The sequence below is a fragment of the Aeromonas sp. MR7 genome (genome assembly GCF_963899385.1).
Classification (GTDB): domain Bacteria; phylum Pseudomonadota; class Gammaproteobacteria; order Enterobacterales; family Aeromonadaceae; genus Aeromonas; species Aeromonas bestiarum.
This window is the reverse complement of record NZ_CAWQXH010000032.1, coordinates 119,117-138,201: the sequence shown is the minus strand read 5'-3', so window position 1 is coordinate 138,201 and position 19,085 is coordinate 119,117. Positions and strand designations below refer to the sequence as shown.

Sequence of the window (19,085 nt, the reverse complement as noted above, 5' to 3'; positions counted from 1 at the left end):
GCTGATTCCTTTGAGCTACTGCACATTAATAAAGCGAACAAACGTTTGCGACATTGCGCAACGCCATGTCTACAGACTAATGACAAGTTTCACATCGCTGCATCTGCGACTGGTTGTATCAGGGATCAGGCACTACCGGGCCGGGCCGCCGGTTCTGTGGTGACGGCGGGCAGCAGTCGCAGAAACTGCGCCGGGGTGAGCGGACGGCCATAGAGGTAGCCTTGCAGGTAGTTGACGTTGCGCTCGGTCAGGAAGTCAGCCTGCTCCTGGGTTTCGACCCCTTCGGCGACGGTTTCCAGTCCCAGCCGGGTAGCCAGACTGATGGTGCTGTCAAGAATATGACGAGAGAGGGCATTGGTGCCTATCATGGCGACGAAGCTCTGGTCGATCTTGAGGTAGTCCACGTGAAACTGTTGCAGATAGGTGAGGCTGGAGTGGCCGGTGCCAAAGTCGTCCAGCCCTATCTTGACCCCCATCTGGCGCAGTTCGCCGAACAGTTGGTCAGTCAGTTGGCAGGGAGTGATCAGTTCCCGCTCGGTCAGCTCCAGCACTAGCGTGATCGGATTGCTGGCGAAGGCAGCCAGGAATCGGCGGCAGTCGTCGATCAGGCTCATCTCCTGGCAGTGCTGGGCACAGATGTTGAAACCGAAATGAAAGCGGGGCGGCAGTTGCGCCACATGGGGGGCAAACTCCAGACGAACCTGCTGCATCAGGGTCTGGGTCATCAGTATGATGAGGCCGCTCTCCTCCGCCAGCGGGATGAAGAGATCCGGCCGGATCAACCCCTGACGATGGTGCTGCCAGCGCATCAGCACCTCGCAGCCATGGAGCTGACCACTCTTGCTGTAAACGATGGGCTGCAGGTAGGGAATGAACTCCTGCTTGATGATGGCGCGCTTGAGCTCCTGGGTCGGGGTGGAGATATGGCTCCACCAGCGATAGGTGGCAAGGCCGGCCAGGCCTCCCAGCGTCAGGATCAAGATGATGACGGTGCTCTGCTTTTTCAGCGTGAGCAGCAGCACGGCTTCCAGCGGAAATCCCTGATTGAGGCTGTAGCCGAAAGCTGTCGAACTGAGCTGGTAGTTGAATCCCCGAAATGTTGGGGGCTGGCCATCGTGTACCTTGCCCTTGAGGTCGAGCCACTGCTTGCCAATCTGCACCCAGCTATGGGCGCCGGCGAGCCGCCACTGCAAGGGTTTGCTCAGGTGATAGGGGTTGATGGCGACCATCACCGAATGATCTCCTTCACTCAGGTGATAGAACAACAGCGAGGGCTTGCTCCCGAGCCGGGTGACGGCGTTGAGCTTGAACCGCTCGTGCTGACCGTCTTGCAGCTCATCGATCAGGTCTATCTCGTCGAAGATGGAGGAGCAGTAGAGGCGGCCGTGGCGAGAGAGATTGACCGAGCGCACATAGGGTGAGGTGGCGACCAGTACCCGCAGCTCGCGGGCAACCTCGGCACAGGGCCGGCTCGCCAGCGGCAGGGCGGCCTTTGCCGCCTGGGTCGAGTGGCGCAGGGCGCTGTCGATCTGCACCATGGCCCGTTCGGCGGCATTCTGGGCCTGCTGGCGAGTCAGAGACCAGGTCTGCCAGTAGAGGGTGGCGAGGGAGATAAGGATCAAGGAGGCGCAGCACAGCAGGCTGGCCAGCAGACGAGGCATGTTGCTGCGACGCAGAAAAGAGAGAGCCATGGACCACGCCTCAGTGAACGGAAATTGAACAAAAAAGGTCGGTCATACTACACAATCAGCCACCATTCTCATAGTCACCACGGGGTGTCAATGGCAGGGGGGTCCCGGGGGAGGGAGGCGGAGAGGGGAAAGGGGGACTCAAAAATAACAGAGGCGGCCCAGGGCCGCCTCTGTTGTCATCGCAGACAAGGGAGTGCTTACAGCTGCTCGATGCCGACTATGTGCCAGGGCGCATTGTCCTTGGCCAGGTTGCGTTCGAGGTGCCACACCTCCTTGATGTCCTCCTCGACCTGCTCCTGGCGATCCATGTAGCGGCCGCTGAAGCGCACGCTGACCTGGGCCCAGTCGCTGCCGTAGTCGGCACGCACCAGCTGGGTATCCACATACATCACTTCGGTATGCTGCTCACCGGTCAGCTCGGCACGTTCGGCTTTGAGCTGCTCGAACAGCTCAGGGCTCACGTACTCGCGTACCTTTTCCAGATCGTTTTTATTCCAGGATTCTTGCAGGGTGCGGTAGTGATCACGGGCACCTGACAGGAAACCGTTCATGTCAAAACCTGGCGGCAGACGGAAGGGCACGTCGCTGTCGGCAAAGCCGGTCGCTTGCGGCGCACTGTTGCTCTGCTCGAACTGCTGGGGGGCGGCCGATGGCGGCTGATAGCCGGCGTAGGCTGCCTGTGGCTGGGGCGAGGCCGCCTTGCTCCTGCGCATGGCGCGGAACAGGAAGACGGCGCCCAGCGCCAGAGCGGCGATCAGCAGCATGTCCATGCCTTGCAGGCCTTCGAAGGCACCGCTACCCAGCAGGTAGGCGAACAGGCCACCGGCCAGCAGGCCGCCGAGCAGACCGCCCATCATGCCACCCTTCTTCGGTGCGGCCTGAGCCCCGACCGCCGGGTTCTTGGTGTCGACGGGCTTGGCCGCCGGTTGGGCCGGAGCCGTCTTGTAGCTCTTGCCAAAGGATTTACCGCCGCCAAACTTCTTGGCCTCGGCAATGGGTGCCCCCAGGCCAATGGCCAGGATCACGGCAAACAGGGTCAGCATCTTTTTCATTTTGACTCTTTTCACTCTCATCAGTGGGTGGGGCATGCTCTGCTTTGGCAAGCTCAGCGAGGCGCATGGCAGGCTGCCTGTCCCTAGTTGTATTGCAGCTTGCGACTATGATTAACATGGTTGGCATGAATTATTCATGAACAGATTGTCCCGATCGGGGGCATCAGAGGAGCAGCGCAATGAAAAGTCGACGACCGAGCCGCAAGGAGCGCAAGCTGCGCAACAAGGCGAGAGCCAAGCCCCATGACCAGACCCTGATCTGGCCCTTCCTCATGGTATGAGGCCGGGGTGATCCTCCGGCACAGTTCATCGGCAAGTGGTGCCAGCCACCATCAGGAGGAGGGTTGCACCAGCCAGAAGTGAATAGCGTGCATTAGCACTCGCGATGGCGGGGTTTCTTTTGTAAAATTCCCGTCCCCTTCCCGCTGCGGTTTTTATGTGTATGGCAGAGCAAGTGACGGCGAAAAAAGACGCCAAGACACAACAGCTGAAAGTCCCTCCCCACTCTTTTGAGGCCGAACAGTCCGTACTGGGCGGCCTGATGCTGGATAACGACGCCTGGGATCGGGTCGCCGAACGGGTGATCGACAAGGATTTCTACAGCCGTCCGCACCGGCTGATCTTCCAGGCCATGACCCGCCTCTCCAATGTGGGCAACCCCATCGATCTCATCACCCTGCAAGAGGAGCTGGAACGCTCGGAGCAGCTGGAAGAATCCGGTGGCTTCGCCTATCTGGTGGAGATCGCCAAGAACACCCCGAGTGCCGCCAACATCAATGCCTACGCCGAAATCGTGCGTGAGCGGGCGGTGGTGCGGGAGATGATCTCGGTCGCCAACGAGATAGTCGAAGCAGGCTACGAGCCGCAGGGACGCACCTCGGGCGATCTGCTCGATCTGGCCGAGAGCAAGGTGTTCCAGATCGCCGAGCAGCGCACCAGCGCCAACGAGGGACCGCAGCCGCTCAAGCTGATCCTCGAGCAGACGGTCGACAAGATTGAAGAGCTGTTCAAGACCCCCCACAACGGGGTGACCGGGGTCTCCAGCGGTTACGGGGATCTCGACAAGATGACCGCCGGTCTGCAGCGCTCGGATCTGATTATCGTGGCGGCCCGTCCCTCCATGGGCAAGACCACCTTTGCCATGAACCTGTGCGAGCACGCGGCGCTCACCGCCGAGAAACCGGTACTCATCTTCTCGCTGGAGATGCCCTCCGAGCAGATCATCATGCGTATGCTCGCCTCGGTCGGGCGTATCGACCAGACCAAGGTGCGGACCGGTCAGCTCGACGACGAAGATTGGGCGCGCCTCTCCTCCACCATGGGGCTGCTGCTCGAGAAGGGCAAGATGTACATAGATGACGCCTCCGGCCTCACCCCGACCGACGTGCGCTCCCGCGCGCGCCGCATCGCCCGTGAGCACGGCGGCCTCTCCATGATCATGATCGACTACCTGCAGCTGATGCGGGTGCCCGCGCTCTCCGACAACCGGACCCTAGAGATAGGTGAAATCTCCCGCTCCCTCAAGGCGCTGGCAAAAGAGTTGCAGTGCCCCGTGGTCGCCCTCTCCCAGCTCAACCGAAGCCTGGAACAGCGTGCGGACAAGCGCCCGGTCAACTCGGATCTGCGGGAATCCGGCTCCATCGAGCAGGACGCGGATTTGATCATGTTTATCTACCGTGATGAGGTGTATCACGATGACAGTCCTGACAAGGGGATTGCCGAGATCATCATAGGCAAGCAGCGTAACGGCCCCATAGGTCGCGTGCGCCTCACCTTCCAGGGCCAGTTCTCCCGGTTCGACAACTACGCCGGCCCGGCGTTTGATGACGATTACTAAGTAGGGGTCGGTCTGCGCACCCATATCGGTGCCTGGGTCCCCCCAGATCCAAGACACAGTTTTCCCGGTTCGACAATTATGCCGGTCCGGCCTTAGACGATGACAATTAAGGGCTGACACCACACGGTGCCTGGCGCATTCACGCGCCATCATGCCCTCGTAAGGGAAAACAGATGAAAGCGGCAATTGCCCAAATCAATACAGCGGCCCTGCGCCACAACCTCGCCGTGGTTAAACGGCACGCCCCCGATTGCAAGATCATCGCCGTGGTCAAGGCAAACGCCTATGGTCATGGCCTGCTGCCGGTCGCCCGTACCCTGGTGGATGCGGACGCTTATGCAGTGGCCCGCATCGAAGAGGCGCTGATGTTGCGCTCCTGCGCCGTGGTCAAACCGATCGTGCTGCTGGAGGGTTTCTTCTCGAGCGCTGATCTGCCGGTGCTGGCGGCCAATAATTTGCAAACTGCGGTGCACACCTGGGAGCAGCTCGAAGCGCTGGAGCAGGCCGAACTGCCGGCTCCCGTGGTGGCCTGGCTCAAGCTCGACACCGGCATGCACCGGCTCGGGGTGCGCAGCGACGAGATGCCCGCCTTCATCGCGCGCCTCGCCAAGTGCAAGAACGTGGTGCAGCCATTCAACATCATGACCCACTTCAGCCGCTCCGATGAGCTCGAACAAGCTACCACCCGCGAGCAGATCGACCTGTTCAGCAAATTGACCGCCCCGCTGGCGGGCGAGCGGGCCATGGCGAACTCGGCGGGGATCCTGGCCTGGCCCGATTCCCACTGCGACTGGGTGCGCCCCGGCGTCATTCTGTATGGCGTATCCCCCTTCCCCAATACGGTGGCGGCGGATTACGATCTGCAACCCGTGATGACCTTGAAGACCCAGCTCATCGCGGTGCGGGATCACAAGGCGGGCGAACCTGTGGGCTATGGTGCCAACTGGGTGTCGGATCGCGATACCCGGCTCGGCGTCATCGCCATCGGCTACGGTGATGGCTATCCGCGCATGGCGCCCAACGGCACGTCCGTGCTGGTCAATGGCCGCATAGTGCCCCTGGTGGGCCGTGTCTCCATGGATATGACCACAGTGGATCTGGGGCCGGGCGCCACCGACAAGGCCGGTGACGAAGCCGTGCTCTGGGGCGAGGGACTGCCGGTGGAGCGGGTCGCCGACGAGATTGGCACCATCCCCTACGAGCTCATCACCAAGCTCACCTCCCGAGTCTTTATGGAATACGTCTAGGCTCGGCCAGCACCAAACGAAAAAAAGCCCCGCATGCGGGGCTTTTTTCTATGACGTTATTGCGATCTGCCGGGTTACTGCCGGTGCATCCGTACAAACTTCTCCAGCAACTGCTCTTCGGTCTCCACGTGAGCGGGATCCCGGATGATGCAGTCTATGAGCCGCAGACGCTGATGCTACTGCCGATGCATCCTGACAAACTTCTCCAGCAACTGCTCTTCGGTCTCCACGTGGGCGGGATCCCAGATGATGCAATCGATGGGGCAGACGCTGATGCAGGTCGGCTTCTCATAGTGACCGACGCACTCGGTGCAGCGACTGGGATCTATCTCGTAGATCTCCTCCCCTAAGCTGATTGCCTGGTTCGGACACTCGGGATCGCACATGTCGCAGTTGATGCACTTGTCGGTGATGAGCAGGGACATATCAGGCCACCGAGTGCGGCTGACGGGTGTCCTGGCGATCGCCGAGGTTGCGCAGCAGTATGCCGTAGTTGATGTCGATCTCTTTTGGGACAGGCACATAGACCACATGGCCGTTGCCCGGCGCCGTGTCGATGAGCTCACCCTTGCGGTTCTGCATCTGCTCCAGATTGAAGCTGACGTTGCCCTGCGGCGTCATCAGCTCCAGGCTGTTGCCCACCAGGAACTTGTTCTTCACTTCCACTTCCACCATGTCGCCCTGGCGACCGGTGATCTCGCCGACGAACTGCTGGGTGTCGGAGACGGAGTAGCCGTAGTCGTAGTTCTGATACTCGCTGTGGTTGTGACGGCGCAGGAAGCCCTCGGTGTAGCCGCGGTGGGCCAGGTTCTCGAGGGTGCCCATCAGGGTCGGATCGAACGGACGGCCGGCGACCGCGTCGTCGATGGCCTTGCGATAGACCTGGGCGGTGCGGGCGCAGTAGTAAAAGGACTTGGTACGGCCTTCGATTTTCAGGGAGTGCACACCCATCTTGGTCAGGCGCTCCACGTGCTCGACGGCGCGCAGGTCCTTGGAGTTCATGATGTAGGTGCCGTGCTCGTCCTCGAACGCCGTCATGTATTCACCGGGGCGGTTGGACTCTTCCAGCAGCACCAGGGCATCGCTCGGCTTGCCGAGCCCCAGGGTGTTGTCCGGGCGCACGGCGATGGGCTCCTGACGGTGGACTATCTGGCCCACGTCATCTTCCTTGCCCTCGTGCACCTTGTACTCCCAGCGGCAGGAGTTGGTGCAGGTGCCCTGGTTGGGGTCGCGCTTGTTGATGTAACCGGAGAGCAGGCAGCGACCTGAGTAGGCCATGCACAGCGCCCCGTGGACGAAGACTTCCAGCTCCATCTCCGGCACCTGCATGCGGATCTCTTCGATCTCGTCCAGGGACAGCTCGCGGGACAGAATGGCGCGGGTCAGGCCCATCTGATGCCAGAATTTCACCGTGGCCCAGTTGACCGCGTTGGCCTGCACCGACAGATGGATCGGCATGTCCGGGAAGGCTTCGCGCATCATCATGATGAGGCCGGGGTCTGACATGATCAGCGCGTCCGGCTTCATGTCCACCACGGGGCGCATGTCGCGGATGAAGGTCTTGAGCTTGGAGTTGTGGGGCTGGATGTTGGCCACCACGTAGAACTGCTTGCCCAGCGCGTGGGCCTCGTTGATGCCGAGCTGCAGGTTCTCGTGATCGAATTCGTTGTTGCGTACCCGCAGGCTGTAGCGCGGCTGGCCCGCATAGACGGCGTCGGCGCCATAGGCATAGGCGTAACGCATATTCTTGAGGGTCCCGGCGGGGGAGAGCAATTCTGGTCTGAACATGTTGGACTCTTAGTATCTGATTGCAAATCAGGACGGCGCCACCTGATGGCGTCGGATTGGTTGAGCCGTGGTGCGAGACGGCGCTCGCGTCACAACTACCCGATGGCGTACATCATTATGCAGGATCACAGGGGATGCACCTGATATACGGGGTGCGAGATTGTACTCGCCCCCACGCCATCATGCAATTTGGCAGGCAATGGTTGCCGGCGCGAGCCGCGATGAATGTCCGGTCTGATCAGGCCCAGCGGGAGAGGGGGGAGGGCATGGCGTAGGCGTAGCCCTGCTGGTAGTCGCAGCCGAGCCGGTTGGCTATCTCGATATGTTGCAGGGTCTCGACCCCTTCACACACCACCTTCATGCCGAGCCGCTGCAGGTATTCCACTAGACCGGTCAGCATCTTGAAGGCATGGGGCGTGCGCGCCGCCTGTAGCAGCAGGGAGCGATCCAGCTTGATGATCTCGTAGGGCAGCGCCATCACCCGCTGGAAGTTGCACTCCTGGGTGCCGAAGTCATCGCAGGCGATGTGGGCGCCATGAGCGCGCAGCACCTCGATCAGCGCCCTGTGCTTGCTGTGCAGCGGGGCGTGCTCCAGCACCTCGAACCAGATCTCCATGCCCACCTTGTGCGCCTGGATCAGTACCAGCAGCAAGAGGTTCTGATAGGTCGGGCTGCACAGCGTCGGGTTGAGATTGATGGAGAGCAGATAGGGGCCAGCCTTCGCCAGGGTCGGCAGATCGCGCATGATGGCCCTGAGCATGACGATGTCCAGATGCAGGGATTCATCCTGGCTGAGGGAGAGAAAGTCGATGCCCTGATAACTCTGCTGCGCCGGTTCCCAGCGCCGGGCCAGTACCTCATAGCCTTTGACCTGACGGTCGCGGCCTATGATCGGCTGGTAAAAGGGCACGGCCACCTCGGCCACCGCCACGGTTGCCATGTCACTCATCGGATACTCTTCTTTGAACGCAAACATGGCACTCACCTGATAGACGGATATGGCTGCGCATAATACAGGAGGGGTGGGGGGATGCTCTGTAGGAATCCTCTGATAATGCGGCTGAATTTGCCAAGTCAATATAGGACTATTCTGATTAACTTCCCCCCTGGTTCTAAATAGACTGGCTCCAGTGATATGCAGTCAGTTTGTATTTTGCTAATCAATAATTCTGATAAGACAAACCACTGCATGTAAAAACCAGTCTGGAATCGTCATGAAGAAAATATATTTTATCTTGTCGCTGATATTCAGCGGCAACGCGTTGGCATCGGCTGAAATCAGCATAGGCACGCTTTATGACTATATGTCTGGTCAGCAGAGCACTTATTTGAAGCGCATTCGTAATCAGGGGGACGCCACCGCCTTCGTCAAGGTTGCCATTCACGAGATCACCTACGACGCGGCGGGCCAGCCGCAGGAGTCGGCCGAGCTGACCGAGGGACGCCGGGCGCTGATTGCCAGCCCGTCCCGCATGATTATTCCGGCCAACGGGGTGCAGGCGACCCGGCTGCTGTTTATGGGAGAGCGGGACAAGGAGCGCTATTTCAGGGTCCGGTTTATTCCTGTATTGCCAAAACAGGAGGATGGGTTCGATCTGGATGCCAATACGGTGCAGGAGAGTCAGCCACAAGTCTCGGCCGGGGTAAATATATTGACCGGCTTTGGCGCCATTATTTTCGTGATGCCAAAAGAGATCCGGTTTGATACCCGGTTGATAAAGACTGACACCATGACGACGGTCGTGAATAAAGGCAATGCAACGATAATGTTCGACTGTTTATTTTTATATTTACTCCATATCAAGGTATCCACTGCAGTTCATGATGTTTAGAAATGAAAACTTGATATTGAATGACATAATATGACCTTTAACCTCCCATGAGTCAGGTTCATTTGATTCTTGTTTTGGCTGGTGTTTAGCGGAAGAGAGCATCAAATGGTGACAACCTGGGTTGCCGGTGAGGTTCTGGCTGCACGGCTTGCGCCAGCCAGGCCCAGTCGAGCAGGGGTTTATCCGCCTTGAAGCGCTGGTAAGCCAGGCCCTGATCGACGGTCAGGAACAGAGTCGTCGGCAGGCCGATGCGATTGGTGTAGCGCACCATGACCTCGCCTCGATAGCTGGCCAGCCGCTGCCGCAACTGTGGTAGCGTCAAGCCGTTTGCCTGTCCCGTCTCATCCCAAATCTCAAACATGGCGATCCATGACTCCGAACTGTGTGAGCACTACTGTTTCCAAAAAGAGTAGCTGATGCAATTGTCAGATCTGACAGTGCCAGATGGAGTCATTTTTACAAAGCAAAAACCCGGCACTGGGCCGGGTCTTTTAAATGATGGTGGAGGGAGAAGGATTCGAACCTTCGAAGGCAGAGCCGTCAGATTTACAGTCTGATCCCTTTGGCCGCTCGGGAACCCCTCCACAGGGGCAAAGCATAGGTTATTCAGCCATTGCAATCGGGAAAATGGTGGAGGGAGAAGGATTCGAACCTTCGAAGGCAGAGCCGTCAGATTTACAGTCTGATCCCTTTGGCCGCTCGGGAACCCCTCCACGGGGTATTTCCTGATTGTCACTACTTTTGCACTTGAATGGTGGAGGGAGAAGGATTCGAACCTTCGAAGGCAGAGCCGTCAGATTTACAGTCTGATCCCTTTGGCCGCTCGGGAACCCCTCCCCAAGTGCGAGGCGCATACTATCAGATCCGGCAGCTTTGTGAACCCCTTCTGGTGATATCTGGCGACAAAAAAGTGCGAGTCGGTCATTTTTTGATATCTTTCGCTCATTTTTCATCCTTATCAACGACTTCTATGCCGATTCCCGGCATGAATACGACGAGAGACCCGTGCCGGCAGGCACTGATGGGGCGGGTGGGCCATGTGCGACTCCTCAGCATTTTCTACTGAAAGTATGGCCTCATCTTGCAACTGTGATGGTTGACCGGTTCACGGATGGACATTGCTGCTGCACCATTTTACTCTCACCATGTTATTCAACTGTTAACATGGATTGTGGACTCTTCTATGCAGGCTCTCGATATCGCCGTGTTGCGCGGCCAGTTTCCCGCCCTCAATCAACTGGTTGATGGCAAGACCCCCATCTTCTTCGACGGCCCGGGCGGCGCTCAGGTGCCTCGCCCCGTGCTCACGGCCATGACCGACTATCTCGGCCACTTCAACGCCAACCTGGGTGGTCCCTTCTTCTCGGCCCGCGCCACGGAGCAGCAGGCACAGCGAGCAAGGCAGGCCGTGGCGACCCTGCTGGGGGCGGATCGGGCTGAAGAGATCGTCTTTGGTGCCAACTTCACCACTCTGACGTTTGCGGTCAGCCGTGCCCTGTCTCGGGAGTGGCAGGCGGGGGACGAGATCATCGTCAGCGCGCTGGATCACTACTCCAACGTGTCGAGCTGGCAGCAGGCGGCGGCCGATCGCGGCGTTGTGGTGCATCAGGTGCGGGTGGATGTGGCGAGCGGCGGGCTCGACTATGCGCATCTGCTGACGCTGCTGGGCCCCAAGACCCGGCTGGTGGCGGTCACAGCGGCATCCAATACCACGGGCACCCTGATCGATATTCCCCGCATCGCCGATGCCGTGCACGGAGTCGGGGCTCTGCTGTATGTGGATGCGGTCCACTTTGCGCCCCACGAGCGCATCGACGTGCAGGCCTGGGATTGTGATTTCCTCGGCTGCTCCGCCTACAAGTTCTTCGGCCCGCACCTCGGCATCCTGTATGGCAAGCACCGTCATCTGGAGCGCTTCACACCCTACAAAGTCGAACCGGCCAAGAATGTGGCGCCCTACAAGTGGGAGACTGGCACCCAGAACTGGGAAGCCCTGGCCGGGGTGGAGGCGACGGTCGAATATCTGGCTTCGCTGTCCGGGCTGGACGCCGCCGAACATGATCTGGAGGCGCGTCTCGATCTGGCATTTGCCCGCAGTCGGGCCCATGAGCAGCAGCTCGGCGCCCATCTGCTGGCCAGGCTGGCCGAACGGCCCTGGTTCACCCTGCACGGCATCAACGACAGCCTGGGGCGCACCCCGACCTTCGCCATTACCTCGAGCCGCCATACGCCGACCGAGATGGCCGAGTATCTCGGCCAGCATCAGGTATGCAGCTGGGCCGGCCACTTTTATGCGCTGGCGCTGGTGGAACAGTTGGGGGTGAGTGAGGGAGTGTTGCGGGTGGGCTGCATGCACTACAACACGCAGGCCGAGATCGATCGGCTGTTCGCGCTGCTCGATGACATGCCGTATTAAAACAGCAAAGCCCGGTGATGCCGGGCCGTGTCGCCTTATATGGCTGCTGCCTGCTAGCGACCCACTATGGCGTGGTGAATATCCTGCAGTGGCAGTATGTGGCGGGCGGCCCCGAGCTTGATGGCCTCCTTGGGCATGCCGAACACCACGCAGGAGGCCTCATCCTGGGCGAAGGTGTTGGCGCCTGCCTCCAGCATCTCTCTTAGCCCGCGCGCACCATCATCTCCCATCCCCGTCATTATGATGCCGGTGGCATTGCCGCCGGCAAACTTGGCCACTGAGCGAAACAGCACGTCCACCGAGGGGCGATGACGGTTGATGAGGGGGCCGTCCATCACATCGACGTGATAGTAGGCGCCGCTGCGCTTGAGCAGCATGTGCTTGCCCCCCGGCGCTATGAGCGCCAGGCCGGGAATGACCCTGTCATTGCTCTTCGCCTCCCTGACTTCGATCTGGCATATATTGTTGAGCCGCTCGGCGAAGGAGGCGGTGAACTTCTCCGGCATGTGTTGCACTATGACGATGCCGGGACAGACGCGAGGCAGGGTCGTCAGCACGGCTTCCAGCGCCTGGGTGCCGCCGGTGGAGGTGCCGATCGCCACGATCCGCTCCGTGGTCTGGGCCATGGCATGCTGGCTGGCTGCGGGCATGATGGCGTCGGCGTTGAGTTTGGCGGCGACTGTGGCCACAGGCGCCTTGCCCAGTTGTTTGACATTTGCCTGGGCAGCGGCGCGCACCGCCATGGCCAGCGCTTGCGCCGACTCCTGCAGAAAGCTTTTGAGGCCGACCGTGGGCTTGGTGATGATGTCCACTGCGCCGGCGGCCATGGCCTGCAGCGTGGTTTCCGCCCCCTTCTCGGTGAGGGAAGAGCAGATCACCACTGGGGTGGGGTGTTCGGCCATGATCTTGGTGAGGAAGGTGATGCCATCCATGCGCGGCATCTCTACATCCAGCACTATCACGTCGGGCCACTCTTTTTTCAGCTTCTCCAGTGCAAACAGCGGGTCAGACGCGGTGGCAATCACCTTGATATCAGGCTCCTGTTCCAGAATGGCCTGCAATACCTGCCTGACCACGGCGGAGTCATCCACCAGCATGACCTTGATCTTTTTCATAGCCCAGTTCCCTTAACGATGCGGCAGCCGGTGATGGCGTACCCAGACATTGCCGTTGGCCAGTTCAAAAATCAGGCTTCTGTGTCCTGCATGTCCGAGATGATGAGCCTTGATCGACAGCCCCAGGTGCTGCGTCAGTTGCCAGGCCGCCTTGATGTTTTTAATGGCCACATTCATGGTGTTGAGTGTCTGCTGTTCGATAAACATGTTGCCGCCGCCGAACAACTTGACCTCGTATTCGTGAATGGGGGCGGGGTACTTGCTTATTTCATTGATAAACAACTGGATTGCCTCATCCGCATAGCGGCCATCCAGCCCGTCATCGTTGTGGCCACGGCTGGGCAGCATGTAGTGGCACATGCCACCCCGTCTCTGCTCAGGGTGCCACATGGTAATGGCTACGCAGGAGCCCAGATGGGTGCGGATGATGGTGTCGTCCTGACCAAAAAAGAACTCTCCTGGTTGCAGCACTATCTCTTTCATCTTGAAACCCTCAGGGTTTCAGATAGATGGAGGGCGACACCAGTTGCAAACCGTGGGGCAGGCCGTTCAGGCTCTCCGCATGGCTGACGATGAGGTAGCCTCCCTTCTTCAAGCGTGGCACCAGGCGCTGCAGCACCTGCCCCTTGGTTTCCCGATTGAAATAGATCATCACATTGCGGATCAGAATGATGTCGAACATGCCGATGTCGGGCAGCTCCTGATTCAGGTTGATGTGATGAAATTGCACCTTGTCCCTGAGTTTACGATCGATGATGAAGGTCCCTTCCTGAAAGCCGACGCCCTTCAGGCAGTACTTCATCAGGAAGGAGAGCGGAATATTATGGGCCCGCTCGATGGGATATTGCCCCGATCTGGCCTGCTCCAGCACCCGGGTCGAGATATCCGAGGCAATCACCTCCCAATTGCCCTGGCTCAGCGTGTCGGCCAGCGTCATGGCCAGGCTGTAAGGTTCTTCGCCGGACGAACTGGCCGCGCTCCAGATGCGCACCGCCCGCTCTTTTGGCAGCCGTGCCAGCACTTTCTCGCTGAGAAATTCGAAGTGCTTCGGCTCCCGGAAAAAGTAGGTCTCGTTGGTGGTGAGCAGATCCAGCGCGATCTGCAGCTCTGGCCCCCGGTTGTTCATGATCAGGCTGAAATAGTCGCCATAGCTTTCCAGTTCGTAGTGACAGAGCCGTTTTGACAGCCGGCTGGCAACCAGCGCCTTCTTCGCCGGTGACAGATCTATGCCCGCCGTTTGGTGGATCCAGCGTTGAAACTGCGTAAATTCATCATCATGCAACTGGGTCTGATACACGGACGGACTCCCTGTGGTGATAGGAGCGTACCGGGTGAGCATGGCTCACCCGGTACCTTGCTTAGAACCGGACAAAATCAGCGTCGTTGTGGGGGCGAGGGGAGCCATTGAAGCCATCTTGTCCATTGCCGTCGGTGATGAAACGCCCTCGGGGCGCGGCTCGGGGAGCTGTGGCTTTCTGACCCGTACCGCCCTTGTGCTGCTCCAGGGTAAAGAACTCCATGGCCAGTTGCAGTTGCTCGGCCTGGCTGCTCATCTCCTCTGCCGTGGCCGCCAGCTCCTCGCTGCAGGAGGCATTCTGCTGGGTCACCTGGCTCAGCTGATTCATGGCGATGTTGATCTGGCTGACGCCGGTGGATTGCTCGGCGGAGGCGGCGCTGATCTCCTGCACCAGATCCGAGGTCTTGTTGATGGAGGGCACCATCTGATCGAGCAGGCGACCCGCTTTTTCCGCCATGTCGACGCTGCTGGAGGCCAGCTCGCCTATCTCCTGGGCCGCTACCTGGCTGCGCTCCGCCAGTTTGCGAACCTCGGCGGCGACCACTGCAAAGCCCTTGCCGTGATCCCCCGCGCGGGCGGCTTCGATGGCGGCGTTGAGGGCCAGCAGATTGGTCTGGTAGGCGATGTCATCTATGATGCCGATCCGTTTGGCAATCTGCTTCATGGCATCGACCGTGAGCTTGACTGCCTCACCCCCTTCCACCGCCTCCTTGGCGGCCTTGCTGGCCATGCCGTCCGTGACCTGGGCGTTGTCTGTGTTCTGGTTGATGCTGGCACTCATCTGTTCGATGGAGGCGCTGGTCTCTTCCATGCTGGATGCCTGTTCACTGCTCGACTGGCTGATGGATTGGGCGGTGGCGCTGACTTGTTCCGAAGCGCTGGAGAGGTTGTCGGACGCGCTCCTTACCTCGGTCACTATGTTGGTCAGTGAGATGATGGTTTGATTGAGGGAGTCCTTGGTGGTGCCAAATACCCCGGGGTAGTCGGCCACGATCGTCTGGGTCAGGTCTCCTCGCGCCAGGCATTGCACCACCCGGATCACGTCGTTGAGACTGGTGTCTATCACCTCTGCGATGCGGTTGATGCCTTCTCCCAGAGTCTGGAAGAAGCCACTCTTGCCCACCAGATCCATGCGTCTGTGCAGCTCCCCGTTGATCACCGCCTGCACTATTTCCGACATCTCCCGCTCGATCGCGACCTCCTTGGTGCGATCAGACCACTCGACCACAGATCCCAGCCGCTCGCCATCGTCGCTGAACACAGGGTTGGCAATGAGCGAGAAGGTGCGTCCACCGAGCAGGATCTGGGTCTTGTAGGTGTTGTTCAGCTTGGCCAGCATGCTGCGCTGATGGCCGGGATTCTTGTGGAAGCTGTCGATGTTGGCCCCCATCAGGTTGGACGAATTGAAGCTGAAGAGTTCTTTCCTGATGTCGGACTCGGCCAGGCTCAGCATCTCTTTGACCGACTCGTTCATATAGATGATGTTCAAATCTGTGTCGGCAATCATCACGTTGGTAGTGGCTCCATCCAGCGCCCTCTTGACTCGCAGGCTCTCGGCGGCGGCGAGCTTGGCCGCGGCGTTGGCCGCTTTCACCTCATTTTCGATGGCGATCTCCTTGGTGCGATCGGCCCACTCCACCACTGAACCGAGCCGCTCCCCGCTGTCGTTGAAGACAGGGTTGGCGATCAGGGAGAAGATGCGGCCACCGACCGAGATCTGCGCGCGGTAGGTCTTGTCCAGCTTGGCCAGCATGCTGCGCTGGTGGGACGGATCCTTGTGAAAGGTATCTATGTTCTTGCCCATCAGATGTCTGGTGTCGAAGTTGGGCAGATCCTTGCGGATGTCGGATTCCGCCTGCCCCAGCATGGCGAGCACGGCTTCATTCATGTAGACGATGTCGAGGTTGGTATCGGCGATCATCACATTGGTCGAGGCGCCATCCAGAGCCTTGCGCACCCGCAGGTTCTCGTCATACAGGGCCTGGTTTGCGCTGATGGCCGCCAGCCCGCTGCTGAGCCGCTGGCCCAGCAGCGTGATGACCTGGTTGAACTCCTGACAGAGTTCCCGCAGCGGGCCGTCCAGTGTGGCCAGTTCCAGCAGGGTCGGCTGTTCACCCTGTGCGATCCCCTGCGAAATGGTGCGAGTGGCGCCGATCAACTGGGTCAGTTGTGCTTGTTGCAAGGTATGAGCGCTACCGTTGCCGAAGAGATTGCCAAAGAATGATTGAGTCATGGGCCTTATCCTTGTGCGACATGTCATTGCTGTGTGGTGTGAGTGACACTCTTGTTGTTGACGCCGGGGTTATGGCGTTGGCTGTCTCTGTTCCAGCAGCCGTTCCTGCTGCTGGGTCAGTTCACTGAGCTGTGTCATCTCGTCGATGGAGAGCACCTTCTCGGTATTGATGAGGATGACGAACTTGCCGTTCACCTTGCCCATGCCGCTGATGAAGTCGGCCCGGATGCGGGCGCCAAAACTGGGCGGCGGCTCTATCTCGTTGCAGGGAATGGTCAGCACTTCCGAGACCGAATCCACCACGACCCCTATGTCCTGATTGCCGTGCTCGGGATCATCCGGGTGCATTCCTTCGATGATGACGATGCAACTGCGACGGGTGATGCTGGAGGGGGCATTGCCAAAGCGGGCGTTGAGATCCACCACCGAGACCACGGCACCCCTGAGGTTGATCACGCCGCGGATGAAGCTCGGCATCATGGGGATGGGGGTGATGTTGCCGTATTCGATGATCTCCTTGACCCCGAGAATGTTGATGGCAAACATCTCACCTTTGATCAGGAAGGTCAGGTACTGGGCATCGCCCTGATTGTCATGAGCCAGCGTGACTGGCTGTGGGACCACTTCGGTTGACATGCTCATGAGTCTCTCCGGTTAAAAGCGGACAAAATCGGCTTCGTCAACCTGGGGTTGCGGTGCCGTGTGGCCATGCAGCGGGTGTTGGGCAGGCATGACAAACTTGCCTCTGGGGGGGGCGCCCCTGTGCGTGCCCTCGCTGAATTTTGAGGGCCTGACCAGGTTCTCCAGCGAGAAGAAGTCCATGGTCTGCTGCAGCTCGTTGGCCTGGGAACTCATCTCCTCGGCGGTGGCGGCCAGCTCCTCGCTGCTGGCCGCGTTCTGCTGGGTCACCTGATTGAGCTGGTTCATGGCCATGCTGATCTGGTTCGCCGCACTGGCCTGCTCGCCGGACGCCGCGTTGATCTCCTGGACCAGATCGGATGTCTTGCGAATGGAAGGCACTATCTTGTCGAGCAGGCTGCCCGCTTTCTCTGCGGTATCGACGCTGCTGGAGGAGAGTTCCCCTATCTCCTGGGCCGCAATCTGGCTGCGTTCGGCCAGTTTGCGCACCTCGGCGGCCACCACCGCAAAGCCCTTGCCGTGTTCACCGGCGCGGGCCGCCTCTATGGCGGCATTGAGCGCCAGCAGGTTGGTCTGGTAGGCGATGTCATCGATGATGCTGACTTTGCGGGCTATCTGTTGCATCGCCGCCACGGTTTGCTGTACCGAGCGGCCCCCTTCGGTCGCTTCGAGGACGGCGCTGCTCGCCATGTTGTCGGTCACCTTGGCATTGTCCGTGTTCTGGTTGATGCTGGCACTCATCTGCTCTATGGAGGCGCTGGTCTCTTCCACGCTTGCGGCCTGCTCGCTGGTGGCCTGACTCAGGGACTGGGCCGTGGTGCTGACCTGGCTGGAGGCATTGGTGAGGTTGTCGGCGGCGTTGCGCACCTCTTCAATGATGGCCGTCAGGGCGTCTATTGTGCTGTTGAGACCATCCTTGGTCTGACCAAAAATCCCCGGGTAGGGCTGGTCTATCTTCTGGGTGAGATCCCCCCGTGACAGGGCGGTGGCGATGCGCATGACATCCTTGAGGCTGGTATCTGTGACGTTGGACAAGCGGTTCAGCAGCTCTGACAGGCGCTTGATATAACCCTGCCGATCGTCCAGCGCTATCTTGTAGCTGAAATCCCCCTGCTCGACGGCGGCCGTGACCAGGGTTTCGATGTCGTTGATGAGGGCCGTCAGCTTGTTGACCATGTTCTGCATGGCCATCAAGAGTTGGCCCGCCTCATCGTTGGCCCCTATGGTGATGGTGACGTCGAGGTTGCCCTCCGCCAGATGGTTGGCCACCTGCAGCGCCTGATTGATGGGGGCTATGATGCTGCGGATGAGCACTATGCCAAACCAGGCCGCGGCCACTATGCCCGCCGTGACGACCACCATCATGGTGAGCAGCATGGCGTCGTACCAGGATTGAGCCTGTTCATATTCGGCTTTGGCCACATCGAGTTGCAGACTGACCAGCTCGGTTATCTTGTTGCCTATGGGATCGATGGAACCGTAAAGCTTGCCGTCAAAATCATTGAGGCTGCCGGCGATGACGCCGCGCTGGGCCGCGAGAAACTGCTCCAGCCGGGTGATGTCGCGATCCGCCGCGCTGAACAGGGAACCCGCCTCGGCCGACAGTTTCTGCTCGGCTGCGGTCAGCTTGGTGGACTGATAATGCTGCCACTCCTGCTTGATTTGCTGCTGGGCCCGCTGGATCTGTTGCAGCGCCTCTTCGGCGCTGATGAGACCCGAATTGGCCTTGTTGACGTTGTCGATGACGGCGACGGCGTAGTTGTCTGAGATGGTTTTCAGCTGTTTGAGCGGCACCACGCGGTCGTTATAAACCCGTTGCAGGCCCTGGTTGCTGCTCTGCATGTTGTAAAGTCCCAGCCCGCCGACGCCCAGCAGCAGCACGCATAGCAGGCAGAGCAGTATGGTGAGTCGCATTTTAATGGTGGAGTTTCTGAACAT

At 59.6% G+C, this 19,085-nt stretch carries 15 protein-coding genes, 3 tRNA genes and 1 pseudogene; 4 read left to right on the top strand and 15 right to left on the bottom strand.

Annotated elements, in window-relative coordinates:
- Positions 1-125 precede the first annotated feature (125 nt).
- Positions 126-1,691, bottom strand: coding sequence for an EAL domain-containing protein (locus tag AACW87_RS15230; protein ID WP_241325439.1), 1,566 nt, complete (start codon positions 1,689-1,691; stop codon positions 126-128).
- Positions 1,692-1,888: 197 nt separating this feature from the next.
- Positions 1,889-2,743, bottom strand: a complete 855-nt coding sequence (locus AACW87_RS15225) for a Tim44 domain-containing protein (RefSeq protein ID WP_042867014.1) — start codon at positions 2,741-2,743, stop codon at positions 1,889-1,891.
- Between the two features lie 442 nt (positions 2,744-3,185).
- Between AACW87_RS15225 and dnaB the strand changes: the two genes are divergently transcribed.
- Together dnaB and alr are read left to right on the top strand one after the other, a co-directional pair.
- Complete coding sequence (gene dnaB / locus AACW87_RS15220) at positions 3,186-4,580, top strand: replicative DNA helicase (protein ID WP_042034999.1); 1,395 nt, start codon at positions 3,186-3,188, stop codon at positions 4,578-4,580.
- A 173-nt stretch (positions 4,581-4,753) separates the two neighbouring features.
- Positions 4,754-5,827 (top strand): alanine racemase, encoded by a 1,074-nt coding sequence (alr, locus tag AACW87_RS15215; protein ID WP_241325437.1) that lies wholly within the window; start codon positions 4,754-4,756, stop codon positions 5,825-5,827.
- A 176-nt stretch (positions 5,828-6,003) separates the two neighbouring features.
- Here the strand turns inward: alr and AACW87_RS15205 are convergent, their stop codons facing one another.
- The 3 genes from AACW87_RS15205 to AACW87_RS15195 form a co-directional block, all read right to left on the bottom strand.
- Positions 6,004-6,252: a YfhL family 4Fe-4S dicluster ferredoxin gene (locus AACW87_RS15205; protein ID WP_021140912.1), complete on the bottom strand. Its 249-nt coding sequence runs from the start codon at positions 6,250-6,252 to the stop codon at positions 6,004-6,006.
- Between the two features lies 1 nt (position 6,253).
- A complete protein-coding gene (gene trhP, locus AACW87_RS15200) occupies positions 6,254-7,615 on the bottom strand; it encodes a prephenate-dependent tRNA uridine(34) hydroxylase TrhP (RefSeq protein ID WP_241325436.1) in 1,362 nt (453 codons plus the stop codon).
- Positions 7,616-7,853: 238 nt separating this feature from the next.
- Positions 7,854-8,591: an EAL domain-containing protein gene (locus AACW87_RS15195; protein WP_043554692.1), complete on the bottom strand. Its 738-nt coding sequence runs from the start codon at positions 8,589-8,591 to the stop codon at positions 7,854-7,856.
- A gap of 238 nt (positions 8,592-8,829) precedes the next feature.
- On the opposite strand from AACW87_RS15195, the pseudogene AACW87_RS15190 reads away from it, so the two are divergent.
- Positions 8,830-9,390 (top strand): annotated as a pseudogene (locus AACW87_RS15190) (hypothetical protein); the annotation flags it as partial.
- Positions 9,391-9,532: 142 nt separating this feature from the next.
- Here AACW87_RS15190 and AACW87_RS15185 read toward each other — a convergent pair.
- The 4 genes from AACW87_RS15185 to AACW87_RS15170 form a co-directional block, all read right to left on the bottom strand.
- Positions 9,533-9,808, bottom strand: a complete 276-nt coding sequence (locus AACW87_RS15185) for a hypothetical protein (protein WP_241325434.1) — start codon at positions 9,806-9,808, stop codon at positions 9,533-9,535.
- 138 nt (positions 9,809-9,946) lie between these two features.
- Positions 9,947-10,031: transfer RNA gene (locus AACW87_RS15180), tRNA-Tyr, on the bottom strand.
- Positions 10,032-10,075: 44 nt separating this feature from the next.
- Positions 10,076-10,160 (bottom strand) — tRNA-Tyr (locus tag AACW87_RS15175).
- A gap of 39 nt (positions 10,161-10,199) precedes the next feature.
- Positions 10,200-10,284, bottom strand: a tRNA-Tyr gene (locus AACW87_RS15170).
- Between the two features lie 346 nt (positions 10,285-10,630).
- Between AACW87_RS15170 and AACW87_RS15165 the strand changes: the two genes are divergently transcribed.
- The gene (locus AACW87_RS15165; RefSeq protein ID WP_241325432.1) at positions 10,631-11,863 is read left to right on the top strand and encodes a cysteine desulfurase-like protein; all 1,233 of its coding nucleotides are present in this window, start codon (positions 10,631-10,633) and stop codon (positions 11,861-11,863) included.
- A 53-nt stretch (positions 11,864-11,916) separates the two neighbouring features.
- Here AACW87_RS15165 and AACW87_RS15160 read toward each other — a convergent pair whose 3' ends face one another.
- The 6 genes from AACW87_RS15160 to AACW87_RS15135 form a co-directional block, all read right to left on the bottom strand.
- Positions 11,917-12,978, bottom strand: a complete 1,062-nt coding sequence (locus AACW87_RS15160; RefSeq protein WP_098984922.1) for a protein-glutamate methylesterase/protein-glutamine glutaminase — start codon at positions 12,976-12,978, stop codon at positions 11,917-11,919.
- Positions 12,979-12,990: 12 nt separating this feature from the next.
- On the bottom strand, positions 12,991-13,461 hold the full coding sequence (gene cheD, locus AACW87_RS15155) for a chemoreceptor glutamine deamidase CheD (RefSeq protein ID WP_241325431.1): 471 nt from the start codon (positions 13,459-13,461) through the stop codon (positions 12,991-12,993).
- Positions 13,462-13,471: 10 nt separating this feature from the next.
- Positions 13,472-14,275 carry a CheR family methyltransferase gene (locus AACW87_RS15150; RefSeq protein WP_098984921.1) on the bottom strand — a complete coding sequence of 268 codons (804 nt, stop codon included), beginning with the start codon at positions 14,273-14,275 and terminating at the stop codon, positions 13,472-13,474.
- 61 nt (positions 14,276-14,336) lie between these two features.
- On the bottom strand, positions 14,337-16,508 hold the full coding sequence (locus AACW87_RS15145) for a methyl-accepting chemotaxis protein (protein ID WP_241325429.1): 2,172 nt from the start codon (positions 16,506-16,508) through the stop codon (positions 14,337-14,339).
- A gap of 69 nt (positions 16,509-16,577) precedes the next feature.
- Positions 16,578-17,150, bottom strand: coding sequence for a chemotaxis protein CheW (locus tag AACW87_RS15140; RefSeq protein WP_241279943.1), 573 nt, complete (start codon positions 17,148-17,150; stop codon positions 16,578-16,580).
- A 12-nt stretch (positions 17,151-17,162) separates the two neighbouring features.
- Positions 17,163-19,085 carry a methyl-accepting chemotaxis protein gene (locus AACW87_RS15135; RefSeq protein ID WP_241325427.1) on the bottom strand — a complete coding sequence of 641 codons (1,923 nt, stop codon included), beginning with the start codon at positions 19,083-19,085 and terminating at the stop codon, positions 17,163-17,165.